This is a genomic window from Streptomyces alanosinicus (assembly GCF_014650595.1).
Lineage (GTDB): Bacteria > Actinomycetota > Actinomycetes > Streptomycetales > Streptomycetaceae > Streptomyces > Streptomyces alanosinicus.
The window spans coordinates 437397-461080 of the sequence record NZ_BMVG01000004.1 but is presented as its reverse complement, the minus strand read 5'-3'; the positions used below and the strand labels follow the sequence as shown (position 1 = coordinate 461080).

Genomic DNA, 23684 nt, shown 5'->3' with positions numbered 1-23684 from the left:
GAGTCCGTTCATGACCACCACGGAGCAATCGCCAGGACCTCATCATCACGACGACGCCGAACTCGCCGAGTTCGGCTACAGACCCGAGCTCAAACGCACCCTCGGCAACTTCCACACCTTCGCCGCCGGTATCAGCTACATCTCGATCCTGACCGGCACCTTCCAGCTGTTCTACTTCGGCTACGGCAGCGGCGGTCCGGCCTACTGGTGGTCGTGGCCGATGGTGTTCGCCGGCCAGTTCACGGTCGCCCTGTGCTTCGCCGAACTCGCCGCCCGCTATCCGGTGGCCGGCTCGGTCTACAACTGGTCGAAGAAGATCGGCAATCCGCATCTCGGCTGGCTGGCCGGGTGGATGATGTTGATCGCGTCCATCGTGTCCATCGCGGCGGTCGCGCTGGCCTACCAGTTGACGCTGCCGCAGATCTCGTCCACCTTCCAGTTCGTCGGGGACGGCACCGGCAAGTACGACGTGGCGACGAACGCGGTCGTCCTGGCGGCCGTGTTGATCCTTTTCACCACCCTGGTCAATGCGTTCGGCGTCAAGCTGATGGCCACGATCAACACCGCTGGTGTATTCATTGAGTTGATCGCGACCGTTGTATTGATCATCCTGTTCGCCGTCCACATCACCCGCGGTCCTCAAGTCGTCATGCAGACGAACCACACAGGATCGGGTTACTCAACGGGTTACCTCGGCGCCTTCCTGGTGGCGTCGCTGGCCTCGGCGTACGTCATGTACGGCTTCGACACCGCCGCCTCGCTCGGCGAGGAGTCCCTGGACCCGTCCCGGAACGCCCCGCGGGCCATCATCCGCGCGATCGTCGCCTCCTTCGTCCTGGGCGGACTCGTGCTCCTCCTGGCGATGATGAGCGTCTCCAGCCTCACGGGCGACAAGCTGTCCACGGACGGTCTGCAGTACGTCGTGCTCGACGTACTCGGCCCGACGGCCGGCAAGGCCATGCTGTGGTGCGTGCTGATCGCGGTCACGGTGTGCGCGCTGGCCGTGCACACGGCGGCGATCCGGCTGGCGTTCGCGATGGCCCGGGACAACAACCTGCCCGCGTCCTCGCTGCTGGCCCGGGTGAGTCCCCGCTTCAAGACCCCCGTCCTGCCGGCCGTGATCATCGGCGTGCTGGCGCTGGCGATCCTCGTGGTCAACATCCGCCAGCCGCAGATCTTCACGGTCGTCACCAGCATCGGCATCGTCATGATCTACCTCGCCTATCTGGGCGTCACCGTGCCGATGCTGGTGGCGCGGCTGCGCGGCCGGTGGCAGCCGGCGGACGGCGGCAGGTTCTCGCTGGGCCGCTGGGGGCTGCTGGTCAACGTCGTCGCGGTGGTCTGGGGCGCGGCCATGACGGTCAATCTGATCTGGCCGCGCGCCGCGGTCTACAACGCGAGCGCGCCGTACCACTGGTATCTGCGCTGGGGCGCGGTGCTGTTCGTCGCGATCATCGCGGGCGGCGGCTTCGCCTACTACTGGTTCGTCCAGCGTCACCGCACCGGCGTCCTCGCCGAACACCGTCTGGAGGCCTCCCCCGCCCCGACCGCTCCGCTCGCCGCGCCGACGTCCGACTGAGCCCTGCTCCAAGGAGGCAACTGCTCATGAGCATCGATGAGTTCGACTACGTCGTGGTCGGCGGCGGCACCGCGGGCAACGTGGTGGCGGCCCGGCTCTCCGAGGATCCTTCCGTCACGGTGTGCGTGCTGGAGGCGGGGCCGAGCGACGTCGGCGACGACGACGTCCTCCGGCTGGAGCGCTGGATGGGCCTGCTGGAGTCCGGCTACGACTGGGACTATCCGGTCGAGCCGCAGGCCACCGGCAACAGCTTCATGCGGCACGCGCGCGCGAAGGTGCTGGGCGGCTGTTCGTCGCACAACTCCGCCATCGCCTTCTGGGCTCCGGCGGAGGACCTGGACGACTGGGCGGCCGGGGGCTGCACGGGCTGGAGCCCGGCCGATCTGTTCCCGCTGTACCGACGGCTGGAGAGCAACGACGCCCCCGGCGACCACCACGGCCGCACCGGCCCGGTGAAGCTGCGCACGCTGAAGGGTGCCGACCCGTGCGGCACGGCGCTGCTGCAGGCGTGTGCGCAGGCCGGTATCCCCACCGTCCCGTTCAACACCGGGACGACGGTGGTGCGCGGGGCCAACTGGTTCCAGATCAACTCCGACGAGAACAATCTCCGTCAGTCCTCGTCGGTCGCCTATCTGCACCCCGTGATGGGCAGACGTCCCAATCTGGACGTCCGGACGGGAGTACGCGCGAAACGGCTGGTGCTCCAGGGCCGCCGGTGTGTGGGCGCCGAGTATCTGGACCCCGGTCTGGTACACACCCGCACCGTACGGGCCCGGCGTGAGGTGGTCGTCTCGTGCGGCTCGATCGACTCCCCGAAGCTGCTGATGCTGTCCGGTATCGGCCCGGCCGCGCAGCTGCGTGAGGTCGGCGTGGACGTCGTCGTCGACTCCCCCGGCGTCGGCGAGAACCTCCAGGACCACCCCGAGGGCGTGATCATGTGGGAGGCGAAGCAGCCCATGCCCACCACGTCGAGCCAGTGGTGGGAGGCGGGCGTCTTCTACGACACCGAGCCCGGCCTGGACCGGCCCGACCTGATGTTCCACTACGGGTCGGTGCCGTTCGACATGAACACCGCCCGCTGGGGCTACCCCACCTCGGAGAACGCCTTCTGTCTGACGCCCAATGTGACGAAGGCGAGGTCACGCGGCACGGTACGGCTGCGGACCCGCGACTTCCGGGACAAACCGAAGGTGGATCCGCGGTACTTCACGCATGAGCATGATGTGCGGGTGATGACGTACGGGCTGAGGCTGGCCCGCCGTATCGCCGCACAGCCCGCGTTGAGCGGCTGGACGGGCGCCGAGCTGGCGCCGGGGCCGGACGTCCGGACGGACGACGAGCTGCTGGACTACATCCGCAAGACGCACAACACCGTCTACCACCCGTCCTGCACGGTGAAGATGGGTGCCGACGACGACCGCTCGGCCCCGCTCGACGCGCGGCTGCGGGTCAAGGGGGTCGAGGGGCTGCGGGTGGCCGACGGGTCGGTGATGCCCGACCTGATCGCCGTCAATCCGTGCATCACGACGATGATGATCGGCGAGAAGTGCGCCGACCTCTTGAAGGAGGACGTCTGACGGCTAGGCCGGCTTCTTGAACATCCGCGTCGCCGTGATCTCGCTGTGCACCGCCTCTCCGGCCCGGGGCTGCTGCGGCAGTCCGGGCCGAAGATGCTCCTCCACGCTGATGTACTTCAGGCCCGCCCTGAGGTCGGCGTCGTTGCGCAGCCGGATGACCAGCGGGAACTCGGCGAGCGCGGTCGTGTCGAACAGGCCGGTGGTGTACAGCAGCTGGACGCCGAGCGCGTCCGAGACGGCCCGTTGCAGCTCCAGCAGATACGTGGCGTTGGCGCGGCCGATCGGGTTGTCCAGGAACAGCGTGCCGGCGTGCCGGTGCTTGTCCCGCCCCCGGTCGTTCGAACGCAGCGCGGCCATCGTGCAGTAGAGCGCGATGGCGGCAGTGAGCAGCTGGCCGCCGGAGAACACGTCGCCCATCTGGCCGACCGGGACGCGCTCCGCGCGCAGTACGGCGTCCGGCTTGAGGATCTCGACCGCGACACCCTTCGGCTGAAGGGCGGCCGCGACACCCCTCAGCAGCAGGGACATGCCGTCGCGGCGCAGGTCGGAGTTCTTCTTCACGGCCGCGCGGGTGGCCTCGTCGATGACCTCGCCGAGCCGCTCGGTGAGGGTGGCCTGGTCGGGCTCCTCGAAGCGGATACGCAGGAACTCCTGCCCCGACCACTCGCCGAGACCTTCGGGGAGCCGGGACAGGCGCTGGGCGGAGCGCAGGGTGGCGAGCGCGGACTCGACCAGGCCGCGCAGCCGGTCCACGATCGAGTCGCGGTTGCGCTCCAGCTGCGCCAACTCGTCGGTCAGGACGCGCAGTCGGGGCGCGAAGGCGTCGGCCCACTTCTGCGCGTGCTCCGGCAGCGCGGAGGCGGGCAGTTCGCGGATCTGCTGCCGGGCGGGGGTGCGGACCTGCTCGTAGCGCGTGGAGTTGGCGTGCCGGACGAGTACGTCACTCGCCTCGCGCACAGTCGCCTCGGCGGCGGACAGGTCGGCGGCGCAGCCGCGCAGCGAGCGGCGGGCCTCGGCCGCGGAGTGCCGGGCCTCCTCCAGGCCGCCGGGGTAGGGCTCCGGCTCCTCCGGCTCCTCCTCGGGGGCGTGTTCGCGCAGCAGGTCGCGGAGCATCGCGGCGATCTCATCGAAGCCGCCGGCCGCGTCCTCGGCGGCCCGGTGGGCCTCCAGCAGCTCGGCGTGTGCCGCGCGGGCCTCGGCCAGCGTCTCGGTGCGGGCGGCGAGTTCACCGGTCGCGGTGCGCAGCAGCGCCTGGGCGTGCTCGGCGTCGCGCGGGAGGAGTTCCTCGGGCAGCTCGGTGTGCGCCCCGCCGTCCTCGGGGGCGTGCCGCTCGGCCTCGCCGCGCAGCCGGCCGAGCTGCTCGCTCGCGCTGGACATGCGGGTCTCCAGGAGCTGCACCAACTCCTCCGCGCGGGCGGCGGCGGCCTGCCGGGAGGGGCCGTCGGAGCCGTCGGGCGACTGCAGCAGCTGCTCGGCGCGGGTGCGGACCTTGTTGCTGAGCCGGTCCAGCTCGGCGTGGGCGGCGCTCTCGTCGCTCTCCGCGCGGGCCTGCTCGGCGCGCAGGTCGGCGCCGACGCCGACCTTCTCGTACACCTGGGAGGCGGCCCGGTAGGCCTCGCGGAGGGCGGGCAGGGACGCCTTGGGGGTGTCCGTGTCCTCGACCGGTACGTCGTCCGGGGCGCCGGCGATCTCCGAGCGCTCGGCGCGCAGGGCGCGCGCGGTGCGGCGGGCGTCGTCGGCGGCGCGCTGGGCGGCGCGGCGGTCCTCGTCGGCGGCGCGGGCGCGCTCCAGGCACGTCTGCGCGCGGGCCTCGGACTCCGCGCCCTCGTCGGCGAGTTCGCGCAGCCGGGCCTGCCAGCCGGCGCGCTCGCGGAGCCGGTGGGCGAGTCCGGCGAGGGCGTCGGCGGCGCGGCGGGCCTTCTGCGCGGCCTCCTGTCGCTCGTCGCGGATCTGTACGGCCTCGGCGGCGGCCTCCTCCGCCTCCGCGCGCACGGTGCGGGCCTCGGCCAGCTCGGCCTCGGCCTCCTCGGTGAACGCCCGCGCCTCCTCGGCGGCCTGGGCCAGCTCGGTGAGGCGGCCGGCGGGGCAGCCGGAGCGCCAGGAGGCGAGCCGGGCGGCCAGTTCGCGGTCCTTGCCGAGCCGGGCGGCGAGCGTGCGGATCTCCTCGTCGCGCTCGGTGGCCCGCGCGCGCAGCGCCTGCCGCTCCTCGTCGGCGGCGTGCTCGTCGTGCATGGCCGGGTTCGGCGGCACGAGGAAGACGGCACCGGGTGCGGCGCCGGCGGCGGGCGGCGGGGCGAGCAGGGCGGCGGCCGTGCCGACGGCGACGGCGGAGCGGGGCAGCAGGGCGGCGTCGCCGAGCACCTCGCGGGCCCGCGCGTGCGTGTCGGGGTCGGTGATGATCACACCGTCGACCAGCTCGGGGCGGGCGGCGAGCACGCGCGCGTGGTCCGCGGGGTCGACGGCCTGGGCGAGATAGCGCCAGCCGGGCAGCGCCGGGATGCCGTGCTCGCCGAGGAACTCCACCGTGGCCAGCACGTCAGGACCGGGCGGCAGCAGTCCGCCGTCACCGAGCGCGCCGAGGATCCGGGAGTCGTCGGCGGCGGCGGTCCGCAGGTCGAACAGATGCCGTTCGGCACTCGACACGGCGTCGTCCAGCAGCTCGCGCAACTCGTCCGCGAAGCGGTCGAGTTCCTCGGAGGTGAGCGGGCCCTCGACGGGGATGGCGGAGTCCGTCGCGGATCCCGCGCGCGGGTCGTCGTCCATGTCCGCCCTCGGGGCGGGCACCCGCGCCCGGCCCGGCGCACCCGGCAGGCTGAGGAGTTCGGCGAGCCGCTCCTCGGCGGCGAGGGATTCGGCGAGGCGCCGTTCGGCGTCGTGGGCCCGCTCGGCCGCCGTCGCGGCGTCCGCGGCGCGGGCCGCGGTCAGTTCCGCCCGGGACTCGGCCGAGGCCGCCTCGCGTGCGTGCTCGGTGACCTTGCGGGCTGCCTCGCGGGCCGCGTCCCAGGCGGCGACGGCGCCCTTCTCGGCGTCGCTGGCGGCGAGCGCGGCGCGCGCCGGGTCGGCGTCCGGGGCGCTGTCGTCGAGCCAGCCCGCGCGGACCGCCTCGGCGGTCTCCTGCTCGACCTCGCCGAGGCGCTGGCGCAGATGGCCGGCCTCACTGCGGGCGCGCTGTGCCTCGGTCGCGGCCGTGGTGGAGTCACGGTAGGCGCCGTCGCCGGCCTCCTGCAGGGCGGCGGAACGCTCCTCCCCCTCGTTGGCGAGCGCCTCGGCGCTCTCGGCGGCCGCGTGCAGGGCCCGTACGAGATCCACGGCGGCCTTGGCGCGCGCGGCGAGCGCGGGGGCGGCGTCCCGCTCGGCCTCCTGGATGGCGGCGGACACGCGCGCGACGCGGTCGGCGGCGGCGCGGTGCCGCAGCACGGCCTCGGCGGCCTGCCAGGCGGAGTGCAGGGTGCGCGCGTCGGCCAGCTCGCGCTTCTGCGCGGCGGCGGACTTCTCGGCGGCGGCGAGCGCCAACGAGGCATGCCGGTAGGCGAGTTCGGCGGCGATCAGGGCGCTGCGCTCCCGGGCGCCCTCGGAGTGGGTGACCGCGTAGGCGGCGGCCGTGACCCGCTGGGCGAGGTCCGCGGCCCGCACCCGCTCCCGCACCGCCCGCTCGGAGAGCCTCCGGGCGAGCGTGCGGGTACGGCGCTCGGCGCCGGCGTGGACGTCACGCGCGCGTGACCGAGCGTCGGCGGCCTCGACGATCCGCCCGAGCAGATCGGCCGAGCCGGCGGTGAAGTCGCGTTCGGCGATCAGTTCGGCGCGCCGGCCGAGCTTGTTACCGAAGCCGCTGACGAGGTCGGCGAGACCGTCGGTGTCCCGGGTGTCGGTGACGGCGCGCAGCAGCAGGTCGGTGAAGTCGGAGTCCTTCTTCACCGCGAAGAGACCGGCCGCCTCGCCCTCGTCGGCGTTCATCTCCCGCTGGTAGCGGAAGAGTTCGGGGTCCAGGCCCAGGTCGCCGAGGTGCTCGATCCAGCGGTCGTGGATCTCCTCCCAGTGCACCTCCAGGTGCGGGTAGGCCTTGCCGGCCTCCATGAGGGCGTCGCGGAAGCCCTTCATGGTGCGGCGCCGGCCCTGGGCGCCCGAGGTGCCCTCGACGGGCGGCCGTACAGCCGTGGACTCGGCGACCGGCAGGTTGTCCAGGCTCAGGCCGGGGCCGGGCCGGAACGAGTACCAGGCCTCGGCGAACTTCCGGGGGTCGTTGGAGACCTGCCGTCCGCGCCACTCGCTCGCCTTGCCGACGACGACGCACTCGCCGGTCAGCACATGCTGCCATTCCAGCGCGACATGTCCGCAGTCGTCGGCCAGCAGGAACTTGCGCAGCACACCGGAGCTGGCGCCGCCGAGGGTGTTGCGGTGGCCCGGCAGCATCACCGAGAAGATCAGCTTGAGCAGGACGGACTTGCCGCCGCCGTTCTCCAGGAAGAGCACGCCCGCGGGCGCGGGCCGGCGCGGCGGGCCGGACGGCTCCTCCTCGAAGAACTCCGCCTGCGTGGGCGCCGGGTCGGGCACGGGCTCGCCGACACCCCGCAGGTCAAGCACGGTGTCGGCATAGCGCGCACCGGCGGGACCGATGGAGTAGAGGCGGACCCGGGACAGCTCGTACATGGCGGACTCTCGTAAGTCTGGTGAAAAGTGCGTGGTTCGGTTCTTCGGGAGCCGGTCGGCCCTCAGGAGTGGAACGGCAGGCCGGCTTCGGCCACCAGCTCCAGGTCCTCGGTGTCGTCGGCGGGCAGCAGGCCGGCCGTGCCGTCGGTCACCGGTACGACGCCCAGTTCGAGCAGTTCGGTCAGGGCGGCGGTGCCGGCCAGGTCACGGACCTGGAGCTGATAGCGGGCCGTGGTGCGGTAGGTGCCGCCGCTGTCGTCGCCGGTGCGCTGCAGGAAGCCCGAGTCGGTGAGGAAGGCCAGGGCCTTGGCCACGATGCCGGTGGTGGAGGCGGCCGGGCGGCGGGCGTCCTTGGTGGCGCCGGTGGCGCTGCGTCTGGCCCAGATCCGCCAGGCGGCCTCAAGGCCGGGCGCGTCGGTCGCCGGGTCGGTGTTCTCGCCCTGTTCCTCGGCCCGCTCCTCCAGGCGCCGGCAGGCCTGCCGTACGAACGCGTCGACGCCGTTGACCGTGACGCGGCCGATGTAGGTGTCGTCGGCCAGGTCCTCCGGGCGCGGGAACGCCAGGCCTGCGACGGCGAGATGGGCGAGGCCGTGCAGGAAGCGGTCGCCGGAGTCGGCGGCGGTGCGACGCGCGTAGTCCCCCATGCGGACGGCGAACACCGAGTCCTCGGCGGCCGTCACGGCCATCCCCGCGCGCGGGGACACCTCCAGCACCACGAGCCCCAGTCCGGTGGCTACGGCGTCGGCGAGCCGTGCGAACGCCGGGTCCTCCCGGTACCGGCGCAGCAGCTCGGTGTACTCCTGGTCCCGCGCGGGCTGCAGCTTGGGCTGCAGCCCGAAGGCCACGAGCCGCGCCGCGTCGGCGGCGTCGGCGGGCGTGACGGCGGAACCGGCCGGCGCGGCGGCGGGCTCGGGCTCACTCCGGTCGACGTGCTCGGTCACGGCTTCGGCTCCTTGTCGCGTTCTCGCTCGGTCATGCTGCTTCCGTCCGGTCCGCCGCCATTCCCGCGGCGTCCAGCAACGCGGTCCCGACGATCAGGTCGGCCCCGCCGAACTCGGGATCGTCCAGTTCTGTCCCGTCGTCGACGGCGAAGAGCAGCCTCTCCTCGCCCTGGCGGTAGGCCGTGCCGACGGCCGGGCTGGCCGCGTGCACCGCCAGCAGGGCGACCAGATAGGCCAGATCGGGGTCTCCGGTCCGCCGGGCCTCGGCCAGCAGGCCCGACAGCCTGCGCGGCGCGTCGGCCGGAAGGTCCAGCAACTGCGTCGCGGCGGCCAGTTGCTCCTCGCTGAACCGGCTGTCGTCCGGCGTGGCGATCAGATCCGGCTCCGGCATCTCCGCGCCCAGGTGCTCCCGCTCCACCGGCGGCGTCAGCAGTATCTCGACGAGGTCGCCGACCCGCACCGACACCGGCGTGCGCAGACCCGTGCCGTGCGCGAAGAAGGCGTCCGTGACCCGGATCGCCTGCTCCAGGGGCAACGGCAGGACGGGGGCGAGGAGATGGCCGTACAGGTCGGTCCCGGAGGTCGTCGCGGGTGTGGCGAAGGCCTGTCGGTCCTGTTCGGCGCGGAACAGCGGGCCCGCCTCCAGCAGCCGGGACTGGAGCTGGGTGTGGCGCCGGATGCAGTCCTTGACGATGTCGACCAGTTCGGCGGCGCGGCGCTTGTGCTCGGGCTCCTCGGTCTCGTCGCGGGCCTTGCGGATGTTGGTGAGGATCGCGTTCTCGTGGCGGTAGCGGTCGGCCACGTGGTCCAGGGCCTCGGCGATCATGTCGGGCACGGCGCTGAGCCAGTCGACCGCGCGGACGTTGCGCCGGGTGGCCTCCAGGGCGCGGCGCAGGGTCTCCGAGTACTGCACCGTGCGGTAGCGGGCCTGTTCGGCGGCGAGCTGGGCGTCGGCGAGCCGGCCGCGGCTGATCAGCACCTCCAGCTTGACCTCGGCGGCGATCTGGGCGCTGGTGACGTCGGTGTCCAGCGCGCCGACCAGGACGTTGACCGCCTCGTCCGTCGTGCGCAGATAGACCGTGCCGCCGGGGCCGGGGACCTCTTCGATCAGCTTGAAGTCGTAGTCACGGCGGACGTAGGTGCCGTCCGGGGCGAAGGTGCCGTAGACGGCGCGGAAGCCGCGGTCGACGCTGCCGACGTTGATCAGGTTCTCCAGGACCCAGCGGGCCACGCGCTCGTGCTCGGCGGCCGGGCGGCGCGGGGCCTGGGCGGCGATGCGCGGGACGAGCCGGGCCACGATCTGCTCGTGGTCGGCGCCCGTGTCGAAGTCCATGTTGAGTGTGACCAGGTCGATGGCGGCGAGGGCCACCTCGGCCATGCCGTACACCGAGTACTCGCCGGCCAGGTTGGCCTTGCGCGCGTCGAGGTCGTGCAGCGGCGCGGTGCAGGCGAGCGCGCGCAGCCGACGTGCCAGCCCCTCGTCGGCGGCCGGGCCCGGAGCCGGGCGCGGCCCCGCGCTGAGCTGGGGCGGAACGCTGTCCGTCGATGCAGGCGAAGTCACGGTGCACAGACTAGGTCCTATGTCTGACATCGACCCAAACGGCGAACGGCCGCGCCCGCTCCCTACGAGGCGCCCTGCTCGCCCACCCGCCGCCGGTACACCTCCACGACGCGCTCCAGCGAGTCGGTGAGATAGGTCTGCAGCAGCCGCTCGGCCGCCCGCTGGTCGCCGGTCTCGAGCGCCCGCAGGATCTCGCGGTTGCGGGCGAGATAGGGCTCGTGCAGCCGGCGTGGGTCGTCGACGACGTGGAAGGCGAGCCGCAGTTCGGCGAAGACGCTGCGCATCAGCTCGTCGGTGCGTTCGCTGCCCGCGAGGGCGACCAGTTCCCGGTGGAAGTGGATGTTGGCGGTGCCCAGCGCCTTCCAGTCGTTCCCGGCGGCCGCCGACTCTCCCTCGGCGACCGCTGCGGCCACCCCCTCCAGGCGGTGGGGCGGCTCGCCGAGCCCGCGGACGACGGCGCACTCGACCAGCGAGCGCGTGCGGTAGATGTCCTCGACGTCCTCGACGGTCAGGACCCGTACGAACACCCCGCGGTTGAGTTCGTGGACCAGCAGGCGTTCGTGGGTGAGCAGCCGGAACGCCTCGCGCAGGGTGTTGCGGGACACCCCGAGCGCCCCGCCGATGCCGTCCTCGGACAGCCGGGTGCCGGGCGGGAAGTACCCGTCGGCGATACGCGTCCGGAGGATGTCCGAAACCCGCTCCGCCGTGCTCGTGCGCCCCAGGAGCGCACGGTCGTCCGCCAGTGCCGTCAGCTGCTCTGCCATGCCCGGAATTCAATCGCACGCACCGGAACGAGACAACGTGGGTATCGAAGGATTGTTGAACGATTCACGCGGGACGGGTCACCGCGCGGTACGCCTACGGCACTCGCACGGCACGGCTGCGGCACGCGCACGGCACCGAGGGGCCCGCGCGGAGCGGGCCCCCGCCCTGGTGCACACCCGCCGTGCGCTACCCGGTGATCGCGGTGGTCCGCGCCCCCTGCGCCCCGACGGCCGGGCACGCCGTGTCCGGCACCGTGACCTCACGCACCACACCGGGGACCGTGACCTCGCGGGCCACACCCGGGACCGTGACCTCGCGCCCCGTGCCCGCCTGCGTGGCCGGGCCCGCCGTGCCCGGCAGCGCGGACGCGCGCGCGAGAGCGGGGATGACCGCCGGGTTCGTGCTCGTGTCGACGGGACGTCGCTGAGCCCCGGTGTCCTCGCGGGCGCCCTCCGTCAGGGCTGTCAGGGCCGCGGACGCCGCCGCCGAGGCGCTCAGGTCGAGGCGGGCACTGGTGCCCCGCGCCCGGTGGCGCAGTTCGTCGGCCGCCAGGCGGAGCAGTTGCGGCAGCAGGTCGTTGCAGCGCCGGATGACCCACCCGGTACCGGCCGTGGCCAGCCACAGCAGGCTCGCCGCCCGCGTCGGCGCGGGAAACTCCGGCTCGGACGACGGCGGCTGCCCCGTCGCGCGGCCCGCCTCGGTGAGCAGGGCGTGGAAGCGGACGGCGAGCTGCCGGTGCCCGCGCTCGCCCGGATGCAGCCGGTCCGCGCTCCACAGGGCCCGGTCGGTGATCCAGGTGCCGTCCGTGGCGTGCAGATGCACGGCTCCGTAGCGTTCGGACAGTGTGTGGACGACGGTGTTCACGGCCCGTTGCCGGCGGGCCAGCGGGCGGGCCAGGGCGCCCGGCAGGCCCAGCATCGCGCCGGGGTCGGGCAGGCAGGCGGTGAGCACGGTCGCGCCCGCGCGGGTGAAGGTGGCGTAGACCTCGTCGAGGTGGGCGGCCACCGCCCGTATGTCGAAGGTGCGGCGCAGGGTGTCGTTGACACCGATCACCACCGACACCACGTGGGGACGGAGTTCGAGCGCGGCCGGCGTCTGCCGCTCCGTGACGTCACGGGTCTGGGCCCCGCTGACGGCGAGGTTGGTGAACTGCACGTCGTCGGCGGTCTCGGCGAGGGAGGGCGCCAGCAGCGCGGCCCAGCCCCGCCAGGCGTCCCCGACGGGGTCGCCCACGCCCTGGGTCAGCGAGTCCCCGAGAGCGACGAAGCGGACGGATCTCATGCCACGCCCTCCGCCACGGTGCGACGGACGCCGGTGGGGCGGACGCCGGCGGGACTGAGCACCTCGGCGTCATGTGCCGCGAGGAACGCCTCCACTGCCGTTCCCCAGCCGAAGCACTCGGCACGCGCGCGTGCCGCCTCGCGCCGCTGGGGTTCGCCGCGGTCCAGGAGCAGTTCCACGGCGTCGGCGAACGCCTCGCCGCGATCGGCCGCGGTGGCCCCGGCGGAGCCGATGACCTCGGGCAGCGCGGACGACGCGCTCGCCACGACCGGCGTGCCGCACGCCATGGCCTCCAGGGCGGCGAGCCCGAAGGTCTCGGCGGGCCCGGGCGCGAGGGCGACGTCGGCGGTGGCCTGCAGGGCGCCGAGCGTGTCCCGGTCGGAGACATGTCCGAGGAATGTCACCGGGAGCCCCAGCTCCCGCGCGCGCTGCTCCAGCCGGGGCTTGAGCGGCCCGTCCCCGGCCACCACGAGCACGGCGCGCCGCCCGCGCCGCACCAGTGCGTCCAGGGCGTCCAGCGCCGTTCCGGGCCGCTTCTCCACGGAGAGCCGCGAGCACATGACGAGCAGTGCCTCCCCACCGCGCGCGTGCAGGGTGCGCAGCCCCGGGTCGCGCAGCGCCGGGTGGCGTTCCATCAGGTCGACACCGAGAGGGGCGCGTACGACATTGCGCGCGCCGATACGTACGAACTCGCGCTCGGCGAACTCGGTCGTGCACACCACCCGCGAGTACACGTGCGCGGTACGGGTGTTGAGGGCGTCGGCCGCCTTGCGGGAGAGGTTCTCGGACAGACCCCAGGTGCGCAGCACACCGTCGGCGGTCTCGTGGGAGACCATCACGGCGGGCACACGCGCGCGGCGGGCCCAGCGGCCGGTCCAGCGCAGCGTCGTACGGTCGGAGACCTCCAGGCGGTCCGGGGCCAGCTCCTCCAGGAGGCCGGCCACGCGCCGCTTGTCGGTGAGGACGCGGTAGCCGCCGGTGCCGGGCAGCAGCGGGCCGGGCAGGGTGATGACGCGGCCCTGCTCGGTGTCGCGGTCGGTGTGCCGCTCGCCGGGCACCACGAGCACCGCCTCGTGGCCCGCCGCCTGGAAGCCCTTGCCCAGCTCGCGCAGGGCGGTGCGCAGGCCGCCGGAGGACGGGGCGACGAAGTTGGCGAGGCGGACGATGCGCAGGGGCTTGCCGGTCATGCCGCCACCACCGTCTTCCGCGCCGCGAGGACGTCGCCGTAGTGGGCGATCAGCTGGTCGCCGACGGCGGCCCAGGTTCGGCCCTCGACCATGGTGCGCGCGGCGGTGCCGTAGGAGGACCGCAGGGCCGCGTCGGTGGCCAGCTTCCGTACGGCCTCCTCGACGGCCTCGGCGTCGCGCGGCGGCACGAGCAGTCCGGTGCGGCCGTGGGCGACCAGGTCGAGGGGGCCGCCGGCGGCGGGTGCGACGACCGGGACGCCGCTGGCCATGGCCTCCTGGACGGTCTGGCAGAACGTCTCGAAGGGGCCGGTGTGCGCGAACACGTCCAGCGAGGCGAAGATCCGGGCGAGGTCGCCGCCGGTGCGGCGGCCGAGGAAGACCGCTCCGGGCAGGGCCACGGTGAGGTGGGCGTGGCTGGGCCCGTCGCCGACGATCACGACCTTGACGCCCGGCAGGCCGCAGGCTCCGGCGAGGAGTTCGACATGCTTCTCGGGGGCGAGCCGGCCGACGTAGCCGACGATGACCTCGCCATTGGGGGCGAGCTCACGACGCAGGGCCTCATCACGGAGGTCTGGCCGGAAACGTACGGTGTCCACGCCTCGTGGCCACAGCCGGACCCGGGGCACACCGTGCGCCTCCAGGTCGCCGAGGGCGGAGCTGGAGGGGGCCAGGGTGCGGTCGGCGGCGGAGTGCACGGAGCGGATCCGGCGCCATGCCGCGGTTTCGCCGGCGCCCATGTAGGTGCGGGCGTAGCCGGCCAGGTCGGTCTGGTAGACGGCGACGGCGGGGATGCCGAGCTTGGCGGCGGCGGCCATGCCGCGGACGCCGAGGACGAAGGGGCTGGCGAGATGGACCACATCGGCGCGGTGCTCGATGAGCGCCGCGGCAAGGCGTCGGCTGGGGAGGGCGACGCGGACCTGGGGATAGCCGGGGAGCGGGAGGGACGGGATCCGGACGACCGGGCACGGGGCGTCCGTGTCCGGTCCGCTGCCCGTGGGGGCACCTCCCTGTTTGAGCGAAGCCGAGAACAAGGGGGAGGGGGCGGGGGCGACGACGAGCGGGTGGTGACCGCGATCTACGAGGTGCCGGGCGGTCTGGAGCGCGCAGTGGGCCACGCCGTTCACATCGGGGGGAAAGGATTCGGTCACGATGACGACACGCATACGGGTGTTGTCGCCGCGCAGGACGTGGCCGCGTCGACTTCGATCTTTCCGCCCGGGGAACGTCCCATGAGCGTTGGGCTGCACACCCGGGCAGGTCAGACGGCCGTCATGACCGCCTGACCTGCGGGACACCCGGTGTTCATACGGCGGGCGGTCGTCCGCCCGGGGCCGTCTGCGTGTGCGGGGTCAGCCGAGGGCCGCGTCGGGTCCGAAGCGGCTGCGGACCGCCGTCTGCACCTCCGCCTCCTCGGCCGGATCGGCGGCCAGGCGGCGCAGGCGTTCCACGACCCGGGTGTCGCCGGTCTCGGCGTGCCGGGCGGCGACTTCGCGGGTGGTCTCCTCGCAGTCCCACAGGCATTCGACGGCGAAGCCGGTGGCGAAGGAGGGATCGGTGGCGGCCAGCGCGCGGGCGGCGCGGCCGCGGAGATGGGAGGAAGCCGTCTCGCGGTAGACATGGCGCAGCACGGGGGCCGCGCAGGCGATGCCGAGCCGTCCGGTGCCGTCGACGAGGGTCCACAGCGTGGGCGCGTCGGGGCCCTCGCCGCGCACGGCCTCACGGAGGGCGCCGAGGACGAGTTCGCGGTCCTGGGCGCCGCCGCGGCAGGCGAGCACGCGGCCGGCGGCGGCGCCGAGCGCGTCGGGGCGCTGCGCCCAGCGGCGCGCGCGCTCGACGGCGGCGACGCTGCGCATCCGTTCGAAGGCGTCGACGGCGGCCTCCATGACGACGGCCGTGCCGTCGATGACGGCGGCCTCGATCAGGTCGAGCGCGTCGGGGTCATGGCTGTCGGCGAGGTAGCGCAGCGCGGTGCAGCGGGCCCCGTCGTCGCCGTTCCGGGCGGCCTGGACGATCTCCGGCCGGTCCTCGGGACCGGCCACGGCGACCAGGCAGCGGGCGGCCGGCACATGGAGGGCGGCGCCGCGCTCCATGCCCTGCTGGGCCCATTCGAAGACGGCGCGCACACTCCACCCGGGCCGTGGGCCGGTGGGCCGCAGCTGGCGCTGCCAGCGGTCGAAGCAGCCGGTCTCCTGGGCGGCACGCACGCGTGCGGCGATCGGTTCGCGCGGATCCTCGGCCCACAGGCGCCAGGGCCGTGGCTCGAAGGCGTCGCGCACGGCGGCGGCCAGCTCGGCCTCGCCCTCGGGGTCCCTGGGAAAGCGGGCCAGGACGGGCACGGCGAGGGCGCGCAGACCCGCGTCGTCGTCCCTGAGGGCCAGCTCGTCGAGGGCCCAGGCCCAGTTGGAGCCGTGGGCGGCGTACCTGCGCAGCAGGTCGAGCGCGTCCTGCCTGCCGTAGGAGGCGAGGTGCCCGAGCACGGCCAGGGCGAGGCCGGTGCGGGACTCGTCGGTGTCGAGGACGTCCTCGGTGTCGAAGAGGTGCGCCTCGATCGCGTCCAGCTCGCCGTGGAGGTCGAGGTAGAGCCGGGCGTAGTAGAGGGAGCGGTTCTCCACCTGCCAGTCGTGGCGGGGGTCGCGCAGCACACAGTGGTTCAGGGCCGCGAGCGCCTCGGCGCGCGGGGCGGTGAGCGCGTGCAGCGTGCCGTCGCCACGGCCTCGCTGGAGCAGGCCGAGCAACGTACCGCTGGGCGCTATGACCGGATCGAACATGGGAAACAGCCTCACATCAAGCGTCGACGCAACCGGGGAACACGCACTACCTGGCCGCGTGACACAACGTCGGAGCGCCCGCCGTCTCTTGCTTGCTGTAGACCATCTCTCTGCCTCTCGTCTGTGGCCCATGCGGACCGCATCACGGCCCGCGCGGTGCGGCAACACCTGCCCAGCCATCGCGTCCGTGAATCACGACGTCATGATGACCCGCGGTGTGTGCTGCCGCGACCGTATTTCCGGCGGCCCTGTACCGCCTCCCCCGTTTTCCGTGTAGTACCTGGTCAGGACATGCGCGTCAGTGCGCGGCGAACAGCTCCAGGAGTTCCGTCTTGCCGAACATCCGGGCAGTGTCGACGGCCGACGGCGTACCCGCCGCGGGGTCGGCCCCACCCTCCAGGAGCGCCTTGATCACTTCGGTCTCGCCCTTGAAGACCGCACCCGCGAGCGGGGTCTGGCCCCGGTCGTTGATCTGGTCCGCCGCGGCGCCCCGGGCGAGAAGGGCGCGCACCGCCTCGGCGTGGCCGTGGTAGGCGGCAAGCATCACCAGGGAGTCCCCGCGGTCGTTCGTGAGGTTGGCCGGAACGCCCGCGTCGACGTACGCCACGAGCGCCTCGGTCTGCCCCTGCCGGGCCAGATCGAAGATCTTGGTCGCCAGCTCCACGACCTCGGGGTCGGGGGCTTCACTCATCGGCGGACCGCCTCTCCTGCAACTTCGGGACTTCGGGGAGCGTACGGCACCGAGCGAAAGACAGCCGTACGAGTGAATCGTCAGGGTACTGGCTCGCGCGGCACATGACCGGTTGTGCCCGAGGTAAAGATCAGCATCAGCCGCCGCCGGAGGCAAGAGCCCCGCTCAGCCGGGCCGAAACCACTGCGCTGATTGAGCGGAATAGGCCGAATTTCACCCAGTTGCACCTTTAATCGTATGGATACATCCTGTGATCCTGGAAGAACTCATGGTGACTGTCCCCCACCTTCGACACCAGGAGGTCCGAAATGATCCTCTCCGTCTCAGGCGTCATGTTCCTCGGCGTCATCGTGTTCCTCTTCTTCCGCAAGGACGGCCTCAAGGGCTCGCACGCGTGCACGTCGGCCCTGTTCGGCTTCTACCTGGCCAGCACGGGTATCGCCCCGAGCATCAAGGCCGGCGGCGAGAGCCTCGCGAGCCTCCTCGGCGGTATCAAGTTCTGACCACGCCCGTCCCGGCACGCACCATCAGGAGACAGCAGTGGCCCGGCGCCCCCTCCCCCGCATTCTGAGCAAGGACAGCGCCCAGCTGGCCCGGACGCAGATCGCCCGGAGCCGGGAACTGGCCAGGACGGCGGCCGACAGCGCCACCGACGTCCTCCATCCGCTGATCACCGTCACGCGCGGGCTGCGGCTGCTGGCCTCGGCCGCGCTGCGCAGATGGACGGACACGCCCAAGGACCGGCGCGGGCCGCTGTTGTTCCTGGTGGCCTCCGTGATCCTCGCCGTGACACTGGTGCCGTACGGACCGATGCTCGCCGTCATCGCCCTGATGGCGGCGGCGGGCTGGCAGGGCCGTGACCGCACCCCACCGCCCCCCGAGGGGCCCGACGAGTCCCAGACCGACCGGCTCCAGTCCCTCTACGAAGCCCTGGTGCCGTACTTCTCCAGCCCCGAGGACCCCGCGCCGCTGTACGCGCACGGCGGGGAGTGGGAGAAGGCGTTCCCCGCCCATGAGTTCGACGACGCCGGGCGTGTCGGCCATCTCGTGATCCGCTACCCCGCCTACTTCCCGGACGGCGAGCACGAGGCCCGCGTACGGATCGAGCAGCTGCTCACCGCGAAATCGGGGCGGGGCCGCGAGTACCGCTTCGCGTGGGACGAGGAGGGCAACCAGCTCACCGTCACCGTCCTGCCCCCGCTGCCCGCCGACATCCCGGCCCAGCACTTCGTCACCGCGCCGGGCGAGACGGTGCTCGGCTTCACCGACCCGAGCGAGGTGCAGCGCACGCTCCCCCTCTCCTACGGCGAGGAACACATCGACGTACCGCCGGTCGTCTGGCGCACCGGCGTCCGCTCCACCGAGCCGCACCTGCTGGCCCTGGGCCACCCCGGCGCCGGCGTGTCGACCCTGCTGCGCTCCATCGCCCTGCAGGCCCTGCAGTACGGCGACGTCCTGGTCGTCGACGGCGGCGGCACCGGCGAGTACGCGTGTCTGACCGGCCGGGACGGGGTGCTGGCCGTGGAGTGCGCGCCGTCCGGGGCGCTGGCGAGCCTGGAGTGGGCCGCACAGGAGACCGAGCGGCGGCTCATCGCCATCAACCTGGCCCGGCAGGCGGGCGACCCGCCGCCGGCCGACGCCCGGCGCGCGCTGTGGATCCTGGTGGACCGCCCGTCCGTCTTCACCCACCTCGCCGAGGCCGGCGGCCGCCGGGACCCGCAGGATCTCCTCCAGGTGCCGCTGCGGCACGGCCGCGCCGCGAACGTGACGGTCGTGGTGGCCGAGCAGTCCGACGCCGCGGATGCGCTCGCCGACGCGGTACGGCAGCACACACGCGCGCGTGTCGTGCTCGGGGCCGTGACCTCCCGGCAGGTGGAGACGGCGCTGGGCGCCGCGCCGCACACCGTGCCGCTCGGGCATGTGCCGCCGGGCCGGGGGTACGCCCGGCTGGGGTCCGGTCCGGTCCACCGCCTCCAGGTGCCGCGGACACCGGATCCGTACGACGACGCGACCAGCGACGCCGACCGGCAGGCGGTGCTGGCCTTGCTGCCGCCCCGGACCACTGCCGTGGAGGCGGCGACACCGCAGCCGGCGAACCTGACCAAGTCACCGGTGCCCGCCAAGGCCGCGGTTGCGGAGAGTTCGTAGGCCGCCAGGTACGGCGGCCGGGCGAGGAACGGCGGCCGGGCGAGGAACGGACCGCACCGCGCCCCGGGCCGACAGGCGTCAGGTGGCAGGCGACAGGTGTCAGGCCACGAACGTGCGCGGCGCGTCCGCCGCGCCCGTGGCCCCCGCCTCCACCATGCGGGCCGCCGCGGCCAGCCGGACGGCCGCCTCCTCCGCCACCGTTCCCCCGACCGTGAACGGCAGCCGGACATAGCCTTCGAAGGCGCCGTCCACACCGAAGCGGGGCCCGGAAGGAACGCGGACGCCGGTCCGCTCGCCCGCTTCGGCGAGCCGGGAACCGGACAGGCCGCCGGCCCGGACCCACAGGGTCAGACCGCCCTGCGGCATATCGAACTCCCAGGCCGGCAGGGACCGCCGTAGCGCCGCCACCAGCGCGTCCCGGTTCTCCCGGGCCTGGGCCCGGCGCAACTGGACCGCCTGCTCCCAACCCCCCGTGCTGAACAGCCAGTTGACGGCGAGCTGCTCCAGCACCGGCGTACCGAGATCGGCGTACGCCCGCGCGGCGACCAGACTGCGGATGACGTCCGGAGCCGCCCGCACCCAGCCGATGCGCATCCCCGCCCAGAACGCCTTGCTGGCCGAGCCGACCGTGATGACGGTCGAGCCGGACGGGTCGAAGGCGCACACCCGGCGCGGCATGGCGCCGCCGCACTCCTCGTCCAGCCACAGTTCGGTCATCGTCTCGTCGGCGACGAGCACCGTGCCGGCCGAGCGCGCCGCGTCCACGAGCCGGCGCCGCTGGTCCTCGTCGGCGAGCGCGCCGGTGGGGTTGTGGAAGTCGGCGACCACATAGGCGAGCCGGGGCGCGGCCTCGCGCAGCACCTGACGCCAGCGGTCCATGTCCCAGCCGGACAGCCCCTCGGCCATCGCGACGGGGACCAGTCGGGCCCCCGCCTCGCGCATCAGCTGCAGGATGTTGGCGTAGGACGGGGACTCCACGGCGATCCGCTCGCCGCGGCCCGCGAAGAGATGGCAGATCGCGTCGATGGCGCCCATCGCTCCGGTCGTCACCATGATCTGCTCGGGCATGGTGGGGATCCCGCACGCGGTGTACCGCTCGGCGATCATCGCGCGCAGGGCGGGCAGGCCGGCCGGGTAGTCGCCGTGCGTGTGGGCGTACGGCGGCAGTTCCTCCAGGGCGCCCTGCACGGCGCGGGTGAGCCATGGCTCGGGGGCGGGCAGGGCCGCACAGCCCAGATCGATCATCGAGCCGAGCGCTTCGGGGGGCAGCGGCTCCAGGCCGCGCGCGGGCAGCGGGTTGCCCGCCGGGACGGCGGTCCAGCTGCCGGCTCCGCGCCGGGACTCCAGGAAGCCCTCGCCGCGCAGCGCCTCGTAGGCGGCGGCGACGGTGGTCCGGCTCACGGACAGGGAGAGGGCGAGTTCGCGTTCGGCGGGCAGCCGGGCGGCCACCGGGACGCGTCCTTCGAGCACCAGCAGCCGGATGCCGTCGGCGAGGGCGCGGTAGGCGGGCGGACGGCGGGTGCCGGCGCCGGCCGGCCGCTCCTGCTGGGAGTTGAGGAGCCGGGCGAGCTGCGCGGCCCCCATCGCAGAGGTCCACTGCGCCATAAAGATCAGTCCACCTTCCTCGAATTGGCCATGGATGGCGTTTCATCCCAAGCCACAGAGTGACATGCATCAGGCCACTGCCACCACCCAGGGGGTATCTCGTGTTCACTCCGGACCGTCTCGGACGACGGTTGTTCCAGCTGTACGCAGGACTCGCGCTCTACGGCGCGAGTTCCGCGCTGCTCGTGCGGGCGGGTCTCGGTCTGGAGCCCTGGAACGTGCTGCACCAGGGGCTCGCGGAGCTGACCGGACTGAGCATCGGAGTGGTGCTGACCATCGTGGGGGCCGCGGTGCTGCTGCTGTGGATCCCGCTGCGCCAGCGCCCGGGGCTCGGCACGATCTCCAACGTGCTCGTCATCGGCTTCGCCATGGACGCCACGCTCGGGCTGATCCCGGACGCACACGCCCTGTCCGTACGCGTGCCGATGCTGCTCGGCGGGATCGTGCTGAACGGCGCGGCCACCGGCCTGTACATCGCCGCGCGCTTCGGTCCCGGCCCCCGCGACGGGCTCATGACCGGACTGCACCGGCGCACCGGCCGCTCGATCCGGCTGATCCGTACGACCATCGAGGTGGCGGTGGTCGCCACGGGCTTCGCCCTCGGCGGCACCGTCGGCGTGGGCACGGTGCTGTACGCGGTGTCCATCGGCCCGCTGGCCCAGCTCTTCCTGCGGGCGTTCGCCGTCCCGGCGGCATCGACCCGAAGCACGGTCGTTGCCGAAGCGACACCGGCGCGGGCGATACTGCGTCCGTGACCCTCACGACACCGCCCAAGCGCCACCCCTACCTCGACCATCCGGGACCGATAGCGTTCGCCCACCGGGGCGGGGCCGCCGACGGCATCGAGAACACCGTGGCGCAGTTCCGGCGCGCCGTCGAGATGGGCTACCGCTACATCGAGACCGATGTGCACGCCACGGCCGACGGCCGGCTCGTCGCCTTCCACGACTCGACGCTGGACCGGGTCACCGACGGGGCGGGCCGGATCGCGGACCTGCCGTGGGAGGACGTACGGCACGCGCGCGTGGGCGGCCGTGAACCGGTGCCGCTGTTCGAGGAGTTGCTGGAGACCTTCCCCGAGGTCCGCTGGAACGTCGACATCAAGACGGAACCCGCCCTGCGCCCGCTGCTGGAGCTGATCGAGCGCACCGACGCCTGGGACCGGGTCTGCGCGGGCTCCTTCTCCGAGGCCCGGGTGCTGCGCGCCCAGCGGCTGGCCGGGCCGCGGCTGGCCACCTCGTTCGGCACGCGCGGGGTGCTGAGTCTGCGTCTTCGCTCCTGGGGACTGCCGGCCGCCGTGCGCCGGTCCGCGGTCGCCGCCCAGGTGCCCGAGGCCCAGTCGGGCGTCCCGGTGGTCGACCAGCGCTTCGTCCGCGCCGCCCACGCGCTCGGGCTCCAGGTGCATGTGTGGACGATCAACGAACCGGAGCGCATGCACCGGCTCCTGGACCTGGGAGTCGATGGCATCATGACCGATCACATCGACACGTTGCGCAAGGTCATGCAGGACCGGGGCGCCTGGGTCTGACCCCAGCCGCCGAGGACCGAGCCTTCGCAGTTCAGCGGGGAAGCGAGGGCACGGGTGAGAACCGACACCGTGCGGGCGGGGACGGCGGACGAGGCCGCCGGCCTGCGGCGCGAGCAGCATGGCTGGTACTTCTACGACTGGGCCTGCTCGGTCTATTCGACGAGCGTGGTGACGGTCTTCCTCGGGCCCTACCTCACCGCCGTCGCGAAGCGGGCCGCGGACGCCGACGGCTATGTGCATCCGCTGGGCATCCCGGTCCGGGCGGGCTCCTTCTTCGCCTACTCGGTGTCCCTGTCGGTGATCGTGGCGGTCGTGGTGATGCCGCTGGTGGGCAGCGCAGCCGACCGTTCGGGCCGTAAGAAGCCGCTCCTCGCGGCGGCGGCGTACACCGGGGCCGCGGCGACCACGGGCATGTTCTTCCTGGACGGCGACCGGTATCTGCTCGGCGGGCTGCTGCTGGTGGTGGCCAACGCCGCGCAGGCCGTCGGGATGATGCTCTACAACTCCTATCTGCCGCAGATCGCGCCGCCCGAGGAGCGCGACGCGGTCTCCTCCCGGGGCTGGGCCTTCGGCTACGGGGCGGGCTCCACCGTCCTCGTCGCCAACCTGGTCCTGTACTCGGCGCACGACTCCTTCGGACTCACCGAGACGGCCGCGGTCCGTATCTGCCTGGCCTCGGCGGGCCTGTGGTGGGGTGCCTTCACGCTGATACCGCTGCGCAGGCTGCGCGACCGGCACGTGCGCGTGGAGCGCGCCGCCGCACCCGGGTTCGGACAGCTCGCGGCGACGGTCCGGGACATGCGCCGGCATCCGCTGACGCTCGGCTTCCTGCTGGCGTACCTCATCTACAACGACGGCATCCAGACGGTGATCACCCAGGCCTCCGTCTATGGCTCGCAGGAACTGGGCCTCGGCCAGTCGACACTCATCGTGGCCGTGCTGCTGGTGCAGGTGCTGGCCGTGGCGGGCGCGCTGGCGATGGGCCGGCTGGCCCGGACGTACGGCGCCCAACGCACGATCCTGGGCTCGCTGGTGGCCTGGACGGTCACCCTGGCGGCAGGCTACTTCCTGCCCGCGAAGGCCCCGGTCTTCTTCTTCGTGCTGGCCGGCGGGATCGGCCTGGTCCTCGGCGGCAGCCAGGCGCTGTCCCGCTCGCTGTTCTCCCATCTCGTGCCGCCCGGCAAGGAGGCCGAATACTTCTCCGCCTACGAGATGAGCGACCGCGGGATGAGCTGGCTCGGGCCGCTGCTGTTCGGCGTGACCTACCAGATGACCGGAAGCTATCGGTCCGCGATCATCTCTCTGGTGGCCTTCTTCATCATCGGATTCGCCCTGCTCGCACGGGTTCCGGTACGGCGGGCGATCAGCGAGGCGGGCAATCCGGTTCCGCAGAAGATTTAGCACCG

Annotated in this window: 16 protein-coding genes and 1 pseudogene; 7 read left to right on the top strand and 10 right to left on the bottom strand. The window is 73.1% G+C overall.

Annotated features, from left to right (window positions below; genetic code table 11):
- The first annotated feature begins 10 nt into the window (after nt 1–10).
- Together IE277_RS12900 and IE277_RS12895 are read left to right on the top strand one after the other, a co-directional pair.
- Nucleotides 11–1579 carry an APC family permease gene (locus tag IE277_RS12900; protein ID WP_189951717.1) on the top strand — a complete coding sequence of 523 codons (1569 nt, stop codon included), beginning with the start codon at nt 11–13 and terminating at the stop codon, nt 1577–1579.
- Nucleotides 1580–1605: 26 nt separating this feature from the next.
- Complete coding sequence (locus IE277_RS12895; RefSeq protein ID WP_189951715.1) at nt 1606–3156, top strand: GMC family oxidoreductase; 1551 nt, start codon at nt 1606–1608, stop codon at nt 3154–3156.
- A gap of 3 nt (nt 3157–3159) precedes the next feature.
- Here the strand turns inward: IE277_RS12895 and IE277_RS12890 are convergent, their stop codons facing one another.
- From IE277_RS12890 to IE277_RS12850, 9 genes and pseudogenes are all read right to left on the bottom strand, one after another.
- Nucleotides 3160–7803: a hypothetical protein gene (locus tag IE277_RS12890; RefSeq protein ID WP_189951713.1), complete on the bottom strand. Its 4644-nt coding sequence runs from the start codon at nt 7801–7803 to the stop codon at nt 3160–3162.
- A gap of 62 nt (nt 7804–7865) precedes the next feature.
- Nucleotides 7866–8744, bottom strand: coding sequence for a hypothetical protein (locus IE277_RS12885; protein WP_189951711.1), 879 nt, complete (start codon nt 8742–8744; stop codon nt 7866–7868).
- 31 nt (nt 8745–8775) lie between these two features.
- The gene (locus IE277_RS12880) at nt 8776–10305 is read right to left on the bottom strand and encodes a hypothetical protein (protein ID WP_189951709.1); all 1530 of its coding nucleotides are present in this window, start codon (nt 10303–10305) and stop codon (nt 8776–8778) included.
- Nucleotides 10306–10367: 62 nt separating this feature from the next.
- Nucleotides 10368–11069 carry a GntR family transcriptional regulator gene (locus IE277_RS12875; RefSeq protein WP_189951707.1) on the bottom strand — a complete coding sequence of 234 codons (702 nt, stop codon included), beginning with the start codon at nt 11067–11069 and terminating at the stop codon, nt 10368–10370.
- A gap of 454 nt (nt 11070–11523) precedes the next feature.
- Nucleotides 11524–12351: pseudogene (locus tag IE277_RS12870) on the bottom strand (SGNH/GDSL hydrolase family protein); the annotation flags it as partial.
- On the bottom strand, nt 12348–13538 hold the full coding sequence (locus IE277_RS12865) for a glycosyltransferase (protein WP_189951705.1): 1191 nt from the start codon (nt 13536–13538) through the stop codon (nt 12348–12350). The gene IE277_RS12865 and the pseudogene IE277_RS12870, both read right to left, overlap by 4 nt.
- Nucleotides 13535–14701 carry a glycosyltransferase family 4 protein gene (locus IE277_RS12860; RefSeq protein ID WP_189951703.1) on the bottom strand — a complete coding sequence of 389 codons (1167 nt, stop codon included), beginning with the start codon at nt 14699–14701 and terminating at the stop codon, nt 13535–13537. The genes IE277_RS12865 and IE277_RS12860 overlap by 4 nt, the downstream gene beginning before the upstream one ends.
- Nucleotides 14702–14887: 186 nt before the next feature.
- A complete protein-coding gene (locus IE277_RS12855; protein WP_189951701.1) occupies nt 14888–16306 on the bottom strand; it encodes a HEAT repeat domain-containing protein in 1419 nt (472 codons plus the stop codon).
- Nucleotides 16307–16604: 298 nt separating this feature from the next.
- On the bottom strand, nt 16605–16997 hold the full coding sequence (locus IE277_RS12850; protein ID WP_189951699.1) for an ankyrin repeat domain-containing protein: 393 nt from the start codon (nt 16995–16997) through the stop codon (nt 16605–16607).
- A 308-nt stretch (nt 16998–17305) separates the two neighbouring features.
- Here IE277_RS12850 and IE277_RS12845 point away from each other — a divergent pair, with 308 nt between their 5' ends.
- On the top strand, nt 17306–17500 hold the full coding sequence (locus IE277_RS12845; RefSeq protein WP_067129604.1) for a hypothetical protein: 195 nt from the start codon (nt 17306–17308) through the stop codon (nt 17498–17500).
- Between the two features lie 37 nt (nt 17501–17537).
- Nucleotides 17538–19145: a hypothetical protein gene (locus tag IE277_RS12840; RefSeq protein WP_189951697.1), complete on the top strand. Its 1608-nt coding sequence runs from the start codon at nt 17538–17540 to the stop codon at nt 19143–19145.
- Between the two features lie 99 nt (nt 19146–19244).
- On the opposite strand, the gene IE277_RS12835 is transcribed toward IE277_RS12840, so the two are convergent.
- Entirely contained in the window at nt 19245–20750 is a 1506-nt protein-coding gene (locus IE277_RS12835) for an SCO1417 family PLP biosynthesis transcription factor (protein WP_189951695.1), read from the bottom strand.
- A gap of 101 nt (nt 20751–20851) precedes the next feature.
- Here IE277_RS12835 and yczE point away from each other — a divergent pair, with 101 nt between their 5' ends.
- The 3 genes from yczE to IE277_RS12820 are packed head-to-tail and all read left to right on the top strand — an operon-like array spanning nt 20852 to nt 23679.
- The gene (gene yczE / locus IE277_RS12830; protein WP_189951692.1) at nt 20852–21505 is read left to right on the top strand and encodes a membrane protein YczE; all 654 of its coding nucleotides are present in this window, start codon (nt 20852–20854) and stop codon (nt 21503–21505) included.
- Entirely contained in the window at nt 21502–22278 is a 777-nt protein-coding gene (locus IE277_RS12825; RefSeq protein ID WP_189951690.1) for a glycerophosphodiester phosphodiesterase family protein, read from the top strand. Before yczE ends, IE277_RS12825 begins: the two co-directional genes overlap by 4 nt.
- A 54-nt stretch (nt 22279–22332) precedes the next feature.
- A complete protein-coding gene (locus IE277_RS12820) occupies nt 22333–23679 on the top strand; it encodes an MFS transporter (RefSeq protein WP_189951688.1) in 1347 nt (448 codons plus the stop codon).
- The last annotated feature ends 5 nt before the right edge of the window (nt 23680–23684 follow it).

Coding starts and splice junctions, on each gene's coding strand:
- IE277_RS12855 (WP_189951701.1), bottom strand. CDS start 16,306: ATGTTCGATCCGGTCATAGCGCCCAGCGGTACGTTGCTCGGCCTGCTC.
- IE277_RS12875 (WP_189951707.1), bottom strand. CDS start 11,069: ATGGCAGAGCAGCTGACGGCACTGGCGGACGACCGTGCGCTCCTGGGG.
- IE277_RS12890 (WP_189951713.1), bottom strand. CDS start 7,803: ATGTACGAGCTGTCCCGGGTCCGCCTCTACTCCATCGGTCCCGCCGGT.
- IE277_RS12845 (WP_067129604.1), top strand. CDS start 17,306: ATGATCCTCTCCGTCTCAGGCGTCATGTTCCTCGGCGTCATCGTGTTC.
- IE277_RS12835 (WP_189951695.1), bottom strand. CDS start 20,750: ATGGCGCAGTGGACCTCTGCGATGGGGGCCGCGCAGCTCGCCCGGCTC.
- IE277_RS12895 (WP_189951715.1), top strand. CDS start 1,606: ATGAGCATCGATGAGTTCGACTACGTCGTGGTCGGCGGCGGCACCGCG.
- IE277_RS12850 (WP_189951699.1), bottom strand. CDS start 16,997: ATGAGTGAAGCCCCCGACCCCGAGGTCGTGGAGCTGGCGACCAAGATC.
- IE277_RS12865 (WP_189951705.1), bottom strand. CDS start 13,538: ATGACCGGCAAGCCCCTGCGCATCGTCCGCCTCGCCAACTTCGTCGCC.
- IE277_RS12900 (WP_189951717.1), top strand. CDS start 11: ATGACCACCACGGAGCAATCGCCAGGACCTCATCATCACGACGACGCC.
- IE277_RS12860 (WP_189951703.1), bottom strand. CDS start 14,701: ATGCGTGTCGTCATCGTGACCGAATCCTTTCCCCCCGATGTGAACGGC.